The organism is Rhizobium sp. NZLR11 (assembly GCF_019685115.1).
In the GTDB taxonomy this organism is placed as follows: Bacteria; Pseudomonadota; Alphaproteobacteria; order Rhizobiales; family Rhizobiaceae; genus Rhizobium.
The window spans coordinates 141,882-150,661 of the sequence record NZ_JABDWD010000016.1 but is presented as its reverse complement, the minus strand read 5'-3'; the positions used below and the strand labels follow the sequence as shown (position 1 = coordinate 150,661).

Sequence of the window (8,780 nt, the reverse complement as noted above, 5' to 3'; positions counted from 1 at the left end):
TTCAGGCTTCCTGGTTGTGAGAAACTCCAATGTAGTCTCCATGGAGAAACTCCCGTTCTTCATCCATGGAAACCTCGATCACAGATCAGGCGGCAGAGGGCAATGTGGGGACGGAACACCCGTTACGAAACACGTGCGATCCCGGAGGCTTACCGGCGTAACCTGATTGGCACGAGCAGTGCTCAGAGTAAGCCGGGTCCCTAGAGACCTGATCCTATTTTCGGAGACCAAGCGACACTGAAAACACCGTGGCTGCCGGAACGTTTGGAGAGAAACCCGATGCGGATGCTGCTTTTAGAGACTCAGCCCTTCCACTCAACTCCACTTTCAAAGGAACATCGTCATGAGTGTATCCGTTCGCTTTGTGTGGCAGAAACTTATTCGCCATTTCAAGACCAATGATTTGGCAGTTCTCGTGACCTCACGCCGACAATTTACCGCACATCTCCTGGCAGATCTTCAAACCATTATCGAGAACCTAGTCGCACCTCGGTCCCCTGAGCTCTTGGGCTTCCAACAAGAGTTGGAGATTTTCCCGTTGAAGCTGTCAGACCTGACCACCTCCGAGGGAAAAGGCGTCGTGCAGCTGACGCCCGTGCAGTATCAGGACATCGACATTGGCGAAGATGAGCCCTACGCTTCGATTAACAACGGTCTCTGGCTGATAACGATCGACGACGACATGCCTGCAGCAGTCATGCTGTCGAAGTTCCTTACCCCGTATGGTCCAAAGGTCCAGGTCGAAATAGCTCATCTGCCCAATGAGGTGGGTCATGCCTTCGCCAAGGGCTTTCTGCGCACAATCGAGGCGCACGGCAAGAGCTCCCGATATTATCGCAACAAGGCCGTCTCTTTCGAGTCCACTGACTTCGAAGGCACGAATGAAACAATGAGGGTGCACAAGCTTCCTGCGGTAAGCCGGGACGACGTCGTGCTTTCAAAGGCGACTATGGCCCAGCTCGATACGCACATCTTCGATTTTGTTAAATACCGGGAGGAGCTGAAGCGCCTCGGCCAGTCAGGACAGAAAGGGATCTTGCTCCACGGAGAGCCTGGCACCGGCAAGACCCATGTCGTCCACTATATCGCTGCCAACCTGCCCGGGCACAGTGTAGTTCTGGTCACGGCTGAGCAGATGCTGGATATGGAGGAACACTTTGCGCTGGCTCGTGTCCTACAGCCATGCATCATGGTGTTTGAGGATGTGGATCTGGTTGCCCGTTCACGCGATGATATTTCGGGCCAAAAGGCAGAAACCCGCCTGAACCGGCTGTTGAACGAGTTGGATGGTCTTGGCGAAGATTCCGACATCCTCATTCTCCTGACCTCGAATCGACCGAGATCGCTCGAGGAGGCCCTCGCCACCCGATCGGGCCGTGTAGATGCGGCGATTGAGATTCCTCTCCCCGATGACGATTGCCGCCAGCGGTTGTTCAAGCAATACGGTCACGCGCTGAACTTCCAGGATGGAGCTTTGGCCGAAGCCGTCCTCCGTTCAAAGGGTGCCAGCGCCGCATATGTCAAGGAAATTGTGCGCCGTCTCGCCCAACGGAGCACTATGAGAGGTGTCGCCCCACTCGTCTCACGCGAGGATGTTGAGGTGGTCTTCGCCGACGCCGAAGCAGAGGCCAGCTCCCTCAAGAGGATTGAGAAAACGGAAAGAAAACACATCGTCGAGGAAGACGATGAAGACGATTGCTGCGGCTGCTGACACTTGAACCAATCAAACAGAGGATAGATGCGGATCGGCGAATGGCAGCGACGCCGGATAATCGCAAACAGCTGACGAACCAAAAGGGAAACTAAAGTTGAGAACCTCGCCCCAAAAGATGGCCGTCGCAGCCCCCCGGCGCCTGACTTACAGGCGTCTCTTGTACGACCCGCGGCGTCTAACGCGGAGAAGCATAAGTGGTGTTCATGGCTAATGGGAACTCTTTAATACCTCCATCTGCATCAAGGCTCGGTGTCTTCCTGTCACGACGGAGACATCGCCATCCTCCCAAAAGAAGGACACTATCGCAATGGCGGCCCGCACCCGCAGAAGCCATTTTAGAAGACGAGATCACAAGCGTGGATCCAACAGACCGAACAAGAGCCGCGCTTCGAAATCGAAGCAAACTCGACCTAATACTTCACACGCTCATTCCTGGCGCACGAAGCGTCGGATAGCTATTGGTGGAGAATGAAAATGACCTCTTGCTTAGGCATAGACTCTCCAGCTCCGTCTATCAATGTGCAGCACTGGCTGCGAGGCGATCCGCTTTCCAACTTCCAGCTCGGCAAGATATACATCCCTGCGTTCGTTTCGACTACCTGCAGTGGTTGCGGGGCGGCGCTGGCCCGCCTGGCTCAGTTGCAGGAGGAATACCGGGGCATCGGAATTGAGGTCATCGGCATTGTAGTAAATGAGCGGGCTGCAACGGCTGACGAGGCCCTAGCTCAGATGGACGCATGGGTAACCAAATGGCTACCGAATGCGAACATACGGATCGGGTTCAACTACTCAGGCGAAATGGATAAGCATTGGGAGAAAGCTAGCCTATCTTTCCATGTTCCACAGGCGTTCGTTGTCGACCGAGACTGCAGCATCGTCTTTATTGGTCATCCGTCTTTACTCGAGGACGTTCTGCCAAAAGTGATTGACGGCAGCTGGCGCGCCAGCGCCGAAGCAAAAAATGCCGAAGAGGAGCGTATTGGTGCAGGCGAGACTTGCGCAGCGGAGATAGTTCCATGATCGAATCTCGGCGGCGAGACAGATCAAGAATTGGAATACGGCGCTCTCGGCCGTTGAGGAGGGCATCAACCTGAACCCAGACAACATCTCCTTGCGCCGTTGTCATTTCGGGTCATTGATCGGAAGAATGCGCTTCATGGAGGCGGGTTGGATAGAATGGCCTGCCGCGGCGCGGTCATCGGGGCAATGACAACAGGCGTATTGATGCCGGTTCCGGTCCAATGGCGGCATGCATACTTGAACCCCACATTCTGCAGGACCTTCGCCTCACATCAATATGGAGCTGCTCGGTGACGGCCTCACCAATGCGATGCGGGCCACCGCGCCAGACTTTGTACCAGCGGTCCATCTAGGAGATCCTTGTCATCTCCCGGCTCGTAGCGCAGCCAGCATGACTTACCCGAGTTGACGCTAATGGGCCGCCCTCTCCATCGCGTAGTAATTGGGCGGATTGCGACACGACCTGTCGGCAACCCTACAACATCCTCCGCATAGCGACAACGAAAACCCGTGCAATCCCGAAGGGTTACCGCCGCAACCTGATTGGCACGAGCAGTGCTCAGAGAAAGTCGGGTCCCTAAAAGCCCAAATCCAATTGGGAGCTTAAACGACTATGCACATCGTGGTCTGTATTAAACAGGTTCCGGACTCTGCGCAGATACGCGTCCACCCGGTGACAAATACGATCATGCGCCAAGGCGTACCGACCATCATCAACCCTTACGACCTGTTTGCTCTCGAAGAGGCACTCCAGGTTCGTGACCGTTATGGGGGCGAGGTGACTGTCCTCACGATGGGACCGCCCATGGCTGAGCAAGCGCTACGCAAAGCCCTCACCCACGGCGCAGATCGCGCAGTGCTTCTGACCGACCGCCACTTTGCTGGATCTGACACGCTGGCGACCTCGTATGCTCTTTCTCAAGCAGTCGCGAAGATTGGCGGGAGCTATGGGGCGCCTGATATCGTCTTTACCGGAAAGCAGACAATTGACGGCGACACGGCCCAGGTCGGACCCGGAATTGCAAAGAGGCTGAACCTCCAGCAACTGACTTACGTAACGAAGATTGTATCCATTGATCCCACTTCGCGCGAGATCATGGTTGAACGGCACGCAGAGAGCGGCACGCAGATGCTGAAGAGCACGTTGCCATGTCTCATCACCGTGCTGGAAGGTGTCAATGCTATCCGCCGGGGCTCTCTCGATGACGCCTTCCGTGCCGCGCGAAGCCCGGTTCTTAAATGGGGGGCCGCTGACGCCGGCATTGGGGAGTTGAACAAATGCGGCCTAAGGGGATCGCCGACGGTGGTGAAGCGAGTATTCGCTCCCGGTCCGCGCGCCGAAAAAGCTATGCAAATGGACATTAACGACAAAACGTTGGCCGAGGTCGCCGCGGAGACGGTCGCTGCAATTTTTTCCCGCCAGCCTGTTTTGGAACGCAAGCTCACGTCCCATGGCAATCGGTGAGCAGCGAGGAGTAGATTTTGGTCGCTAGAAAAAATGAAACGCCGGCAAACGCTGTCGGCCGCGTCAGCTCAGGGAAAAAGCAGCTTAAATGTTTCGAAGATCACCGGCACGTCTGGGTCTTCATGGAACTTGAGCGCGGCAATGTTCATCCCGTATCGATTGAACTCCTCGGCGAAGGCCGCAGACTAGCTGACAAGCTGGGTGTCCAACTTGCCGGGGTAATCCTCGGTTCGTCTGAAGGCGTGGGGACCAAGCCTGCGATCGAAGAGGCCTTCGCTTACGGAGCTGATATCGCCTATCTGGTAGAGTCACCGCTCCTCGCCAACTATCGAAACGAACCCTTCACCAAGGCTTTGACAGATCTGGTCACTACTCACAAACCAGAAATTCTCCTTCTCGGCGCGACCACGCTCGGCCGCGACCTTGCCGGTGCTGTAGCAACGACCTTACAAACGGGGCTTACGGCTGATTGCACCGAGCTGGATGTTGATGGAGATGGTTCACTCGCAGCGACGCGGCCAACTTTCGGCGGGTCGTTGTTGTGCACCATCTACACGCTGAACAGCCGACCGCAAATGGCAACGGTGCGGTCCAGGGTCATGGCGACGCCGCAACGTGCGGATAAGCCAATTGGGCGCGTTATCCAGCACGAACTCACAATGGTCGAGGAAGCGATCGTCACCAAGGTCCTCGCATTCCTCTGCAACGACGGTTCTGAGCAATCCAATCTGGCCAACTCCGATATCGTGGTTGGGGGCGGACTCGGCCTCGGCGTTGCAGGAAACCTGCAATACTTGAGAAACCTGGCAACGACGATCGGCGGGGGAGTCGGGTGCTCGCGCCCACTAGTCCAAAAAGGCTGGATGCCTGCTGATCGACAAATTGGTCAGTCCGGCCATACCATCAGACCCAAGCTCTACATCGCGGCGGGAATATCTGGCGCGGTCCAGCATCGCGTTGGCGTCGAAGGAGCCGATCTGATTGTCGCTATCAACCTCGACCAGAACGCGCCGATCTTTGACTTCGCCCACATTGGCGTTGTCGCTTGCGCGCTGGAGTTCTTGCCGGCGCTAACAGAAGCTTTCGCCAGGCGAATGCCACCGCACAACTCTATCAAGGGTATGGACCGAGGAAGGCTAGATGACCAAGAGTAAGTTCGACGCGATCGTCATTGGTGCCGGTATGTCCGGCAACGCCGCAGCGTATTCGATGGCTAGTCGCGGTCTAAAAGTGCTGCAGTTGGAGCGTGGAGAACATTCGGGCTCTAAGAATGTTCAAGGCGCTATATTGTACGCCAACATGTTGGAGGCGATTATCCCAGAATTTCGCGATGACGCTCCTCTTGAACGGCATCTGATCGAGCAACGATTCTGGCTAATGGATGACTCATCGCACACGGGCGTGCACTATCGCTCTGATGACTTCAATGAACTGAAGCCAAACCGTTATACGATTATCCGCGCCCAGTTTGACAAATGGTTCTCACGCAAGGTGCGCGAGGCGGGAGGCACAGTCCTTTGTGAAACGACAGCGACCAGACTCGCTTGGGACCTGAGCGGTAAAGTAATAGGCGTTCACACGGACCGAGAGGGCGGTGTGATCCTCGCGGACGTAGTCGTCCTTGCTGAGGGCGTGAACGGACTGCTTGGAACACGAGCCGGGTTACGCGATATGCCGAAGCCGGAAAATGTGGCCCTCGCTGTCAAGGAAATGCATTTCATGCCGGAAGAGGTCATCGCAGAGCGCTTCGGCCTCAACGGTAGCGAAGGCTGTGTAATCGAAGCCGGCGGCACGATCTCACGCGGAATGGCCGGACTGGGCTTCCTTTATACCAACAAGGAGTCGATCTCGGTGGGGATCGGCTGCCTCGTCTCCGGTTTAGCGGAAGGCATGGAAAATCCGTACCGCCTTCTTGACGCCTTCAAGCAACATCCCTCGATCCGACCATTACTGGCCGGATCAGAGATAAAAGAATACGCCGCGCATCTTATTCCCGAAGGGGGTTTCAAGGCAATCCCGCAACTCTTTGGCGACGGGTGGGTGGTCGTGGGCGATGCCGCGCAACTAAACAATGCCGTGCATAGGGAGGGATCAAACCTCGCGATGACATCAGGCCTCATGGCCGGCGTAGCGATCTGTCAGATAAAGAGCCGTGGCGGCTTGATGACGAAGCGCAATCTCTCTCTTTATAAGGGCATGCTGGATAAGTCGTTCGTCATGAAAGACCTGATCAAACACAAAGATCTTCCAAGCCTCCTCCACACCGACAGTCACAATTTTTTCATGACGTATCCAACGCTTATATCTCAGGCGGCGCAAAATTTTGTGCGCGTCGACGGTGCACCTAAAATCAATAGGGAAAAGGCCACAGCTGCCTCCTTTATCAACGCACGGTCCCGTTGGGGGTTGATTAGCGACGCGGTCCGCTCCGCCGTATCTTGGCGTTAAAGAAAATTCGGATGAAGGCGACCATGATTGAGCGCATTGAAGATAAGCTGTACCAAAACCGATATCTCGTCGATACTGGACGTCCGCACATTGCGGTGCGACCGCATCTGTCGCCAAGCCCAAACCTCCTCGCCTTGACGCAAATCTGTCCGGCCAAATGCTACGAGCTTAATGAAATTGGTCAGGTGGCGATTGTTTCCGATGGCTGCTTGGAATGCGGCACATGCAGGGTGTTATGCGAAGCGAGTGGCGACATCAAGTGGAATTATCCCCGAGGCGGGTTCGGGGTCCTCTTCAAATTCGGATGAAGAGTTCCTACCTCCGCCGCGATAGCAGCGACCGGTGCAACTGCTCAAGCGGCAAGTGAATGTGCATCAACATATCGACCCCTCGAAAGGCTAAGTTGTCACGCCGTCAGGCACACGTTCAATTTAGAAATATGCCTTGGCGTATTTCGCGCGACTCCAGTGGAAAAAACAGTGACCTATAGCCTGTTCCCAGGCATGACGAAACCAGACGAGCGGACCCGGCTACTCTCCGAAATCGCCAGCGATCTCATATCTTATCCTCTTGAGATCGCGCTGAAGGTGGTCATGAACACCCTCGACAGACATCTGCCAATGCGAGACGGCGTGATCGTGATTTACGGCACCGGACGAGAGCCCAAGCTAACCGTATGGCATGCCGATGGCCACGACGTTCGCTTACGTTCTCTTACGGTTGAACAGTCGGATGCAATAAATTGTGCCTTCGCTAGCGGTGAGCCGCATTTTGTGAAAAAAACTGTTGCTCTAGGCTTCAAAATGAAAGGGGAAGCAATTGGCGCTTTGTGGATAGATCGCACTTTTTACGGCAGCGCGGTGGCCGGCGAGACGGCGCTTATGAAACACATCGCTAACCTGATCGCCAAAGCTAGCCGTCGCGAGTTGTGCAGCGGTGGCGGATCAGTCCCCGAAGAACAACAAGCAGGACAGATTCCGAAAATCAAGCCGAAGTCTCATCCCACCCAAGTCGCTAAAATCGACTGGATCGTTGGGGAGAGCCCCGCGCTAAAGAGGGTATTAGCTACCACCGAGATCGTGGCCGCGACCAACGCCGCGGTGCTCTTGAGAGGAGAGAGCGGCACTGGCAAGGAATGCTTTGCAAGAGCAATACACGCGTTATCAATACGTAAAAGCAAGGCGTTTATTAAGTTGAATTGCGCCGCGCTGTCGGAAACCGTTCTGGAATCTGAATTATTTGGCCATGAGAAGGGCGCTTTCACTGGCGCTCTCCTTCAACGAGCTGGACGTTTCGAACTGGCAAATGGCGGAACACTGTTGCTTGATGAAATTGGCGATGTATCACCACAATTCCAGGCGAAGTTATTGCGCGTGTTACAGGAAGGCGAATTCGAACGTCTCGGCGGAACGAAGACATTGAAAGTAGACGTTCGAGTTATATGCGCCACCAACAAAAACCTTGAAGTGGCCGTCCTTCGTGGGGAGTTCAGAGCCGATCTCTATTATCGGATCAATGTGGTGCCCATCGTTTTGCCGCCACTTCGCCAGCGCGACGGAGACATTTCGCTTCTAGCGCAAGTGTTCCTCGAGAAATTCAACAAGGCAAATGATCGAGATCTCGACTTCGCGCCGTCGGCAATAGACATTTTGTCGAAATGCGCCTTCCCCGGCAATGTTCGCGAGCTGGACAACTGCGTGCAAAGGACCGCTACTCTCGCCAGTTCAAATACGATTGCTTCATCAGATTTCGCCTGTCAGCAAGGCCAGTGTTCTTCGGCGCTCCTCTGGAAAGACGCCCGCGACGTTATTGACAACGACGCGGTGCATAGTCTCAACCCACGAGATACAATGTCGAGCGGACTGGCCCCCTACGCAGGCGCTCCCAGCGGTGCCACAGCCACAATGGAGGCACCGGGTCTCACTGAGCGTGATCGACTGATCAATGCAATGGTGAAGGCTGGTTGGGTACAGGCCAAAGCAGCTCGTATCCTTGGTAAAACGCCGCGGCAGGTCGGCTATGCGCTACGCCGGTTTCGTATCGATGTGAAGAAGGAGTGACGGCGATCGCCAAGAACTCCGTAAGCGTGGCCCAACGACTTCGGGCGCGATCTATTTTCATTTCTACAAGACA

Annotated in this window: 7 protein-coding genes; all 7 read left to right on the top strand. The window is 55.3% G+C overall.

From position 1 onward, the window contains the following. The first annotated feature begins 343 nt into the window (after positions 1-343). The 7 genes from HJB83_RS34300 (at position 344) to nifA (ending at position 8,707) form a co-directional block, all read left to right on the top strand. On the top strand, positions 344-1,711 hold the full coding sequence (locus HJB83_RS34300) for an ATP-binding protein (protein ID WP_246638985.1): 1,368 nt from the start codon (positions 344-346) through the stop codon (positions 1,709-1,711). A gap of 477 nt (positions 1,712-2,188) precedes the next feature. Continuing rightward, positions 2,189-2,734 carry a redoxin domain-containing protein gene (locus tag HJB83_RS24745; protein WP_246638984.1) on the top strand — a complete coding sequence of 182 codons (546 nt, stop codon included), beginning with the start codon at positions 2,189-2,191 and terminating at the stop codon, positions 2,732-2,734. A gap of 613 nt (positions 2,735-3,347) precedes the next feature. Next, positions 3,348-4,199 (top strand): electron transfer flavoprotein subunit beta/FixA family protein, encoded by an 852-nt coding sequence (locus HJB83_RS24740; RefSeq protein WP_168260032.1) that lies wholly within the window; start codon positions 3,348-3,350, stop codon positions 4,197-4,199. Positions 4,200-4,216: 17 nt separating this feature from the next. Continuing rightward, positions 4,217-5,353, top strand: coding sequence for an electron transfer flavoprotein subunit alpha/FixB family protein (locus HJB83_RS24735; protein WP_168260031.1), 1,137 nt, complete (start codon positions 4,217-4,219; stop codon positions 5,351-5,353). Continuing rightward, the gene (locus HJB83_RS24730; RefSeq protein WP_168260030.1) at positions 5,340-6,647 is read left to right on the top strand and encodes an NAD(P)-binding protein; all 1,308 of its coding nucleotides are present in this window, start codon (positions 5,340-5,342) and stop codon (positions 6,645-6,647) included. The genes HJB83_RS24735 and HJB83_RS24730 overlap by 14 nt, the downstream gene beginning before the upstream one ends. A gap of 11 nt (positions 6,648-6,658) precedes the next feature. Next, on the top strand, positions 6,659-6,955 hold the full coding sequence (locus HJB83_RS24725; RefSeq protein ID WP_062944511.1) for a ferredoxin family protein: 297 nt from the start codon (positions 6,659-6,661) through the stop codon (positions 6,953-6,955). Positions 6,956-7,150: 195 nt separating this feature from the next. Further along, positions 7,151-8,707 carry a nif-specific transcriptional activator NifA gene (gene nifA / locus HJB83_RS24720; RefSeq protein WP_221140654.1) on the top strand — a complete coding sequence of 519 codons (1,557 nt, stop codon included), beginning with the start codon at positions 7,151-7,153 and terminating at the stop codon, positions 8,705-8,707. Positions 8,708-8,780: the final 73 nt, after the last annotated feature.

Coding starts and splice junctions, on each gene's coding strand:
- HJB83_RS34300 (WP_246638985.1), top strand. CDS start 344: ATGAGTGTATCCGTTCGCTTTGTGTGGCAGAAACTTATTCGCCATTTC.
- HJB83_RS24745 (WP_246638984.1), top strand. CDS start 2,189: ATGACCTCTTGCTTAGGCATAGACTCTCCAGCTCCGTCTATCAATGTG.
- HJB83_RS24740 (WP_168260032.1), top strand. CDS start 3,348: ATGCACATCGTGGTCTGTATTAAACAGGTTCCGGACTCTGCGCAGATA.
- HJB83_RS24730 (WP_168260030.1), top strand. CDS start 5,340: ATGACCAAGAGTAAGTTCGACGCGATCGTCATTGGTGCCGGTATGTCC.
- HJB83_RS24725 (WP_062944511.1), top strand. CDS start 6,659: ATGAAGGCGACCATGATTGAGCGCATTGAAGATAAGCTGTACCAAAAC.
- nifA (WP_221140654.1), top strand. CDS start 7,151: ATGACGAAACCAGACGAGCGGACCCGGCTACTCTCCGAAATCGCCAGC.